At 54.5% G+C, this 1,336-nt stretch carries 1 protein-coding gene; it reads right to left on the bottom strand.

Translation table 11 applies throughout. From position 1 onward, the window contains the following. Nucleotides 1–37: 37 nt before the first annotated feature. A protein-coding gene (locus tag FDW95_RS05575) for an IS3 family transposase (RefSeq protein ID WP_089617520.1) occupies nucleotides 38–1,245 on the bottom strand; the annotation gives its coding sequence in 2 pieces (ribosomal slippage) (nucleotides 38–924 and nucleotides 924–1,245; 1,209 coding nt in all). Nucleotides 1,246–1,336: the final 91 nt, after the last annotated feature.

Here is a 1,336-nt window from a genome sequence, read left to right as displayed (position 1 = left end):
TGATCTTGACCCTCCATCTCCGAACAGCTTTTGTATCTTAAGTTAACGATGTCCGCTGCCGCCGGTATTCCCTCGGGGAGTGATATCCCAGCGCGCTGTGCGGGTGGTTTTCATTGTAATGCGTGAACGCTACTGCAAGGTTTCGCAGTGCTGTTCTCACATCCGGTTTTGGCATGAACGCGATATAGTCTTCTTTCATCGTTTTCACGAACCGTTCGGCCATGCCATTACTCTGCGGGCTGCTCACCGCTGTTGTGCAGGGCTCCAGATTCAGCTCTCTCGCGAACCTCCGCGTTTCATACGCGGTATACGCTGAACCGTTATCCGTCAGCCACTGCACCGCTGTGTCGGGCAACCTGTCGCCGAAGCGCTTTTCCACCGACCTCAGCATCACATCCTGCACGGTCGAACTGTCATAGCCTCCCGTGCTTGCTGCCCAGTCTATGGCCTCACGGTCGCAGCAGTCCAGCGCGAACGTTACCCGCAGTTTTTCGCCGTTGTCGCAGCCGAACTCGAAGCCATCTGAACACCAGCGCATATCGCTTTCTGCCACCGCTATCTTGCCCTTATGTTCACGCTTCGGTCGCTCTGGTTTGTGATGCAACAACAACAGGTTATGCTCGCTCATTATCCTGTAAAGCCGTTTGGCATTCACAGGTGGCTGTCCCTCTGTGCGACGTTGCTTGCGCAGGATGCCCCACACGCGTCGATAACCATAACTCGGCATATCGCTGATAATGTTGAGGATAGCCGACAGTATTTCTGCGTCTGCTTCTTCATTACGCCGGTTACAGCGCCTGTCCTGCCAGTCGGCAGAACGGTTAATCCGCAGTGACAGTTGCGCACGCGACACGCCCATGGTCCGGCTGACCATGGCTATTCCCCGTCCTTTGGCAACAAGGGCGCGTGCGCTATCCATTTTCGCGACTGACCGTACTCCACGGCTTCTTTCAGGATCTCAACTTCCATCGTTTTCTTGCCCAGAAGGCGCTGAAGCTCCCGGACCTGCTTCAGAGCAGCAGTAAGCTCAGAAGCAGGAACGACTTCCTCTCCAGCCGCAACGGCGGTGAGGCTGCCTTCCTGATATTGCTTCTTCCACTTAAACAGCAGGCTGGGCTGGATACCATGCAGGCGGGCGACATGGGAGACATTCATACCCGGCTCCATCGTCTGCTGGATAATGGCGATCTTCTCCTGAGGAGTTTTACGTTTACGGACTTCTTGCCCTAACAGGATCCCGGTCATCTCAAAATTGGCGTTAGTGTTAGACATATATTCAAGCCTATCTCTTATCTGGAGATACAGCTACTGTCCGGTGTTTCAGGGGGCTACATCA

The sequence above is a fragment of the Citrobacter sp. wls718 genome (assembly GCF_005280945.1).
Classification (GTDB): domain Bacteria; phylum Pseudomonadota; class Gammaproteobacteria; order Enterobacterales; family Enterobacteriaceae; genus Citrobacter; species Citrobacter gillenii.
The sequence above is the reverse complement of the archived record's forward strand: the minus strand, read 5'-3'. Positions and strand labels throughout refer to the sequence as shown.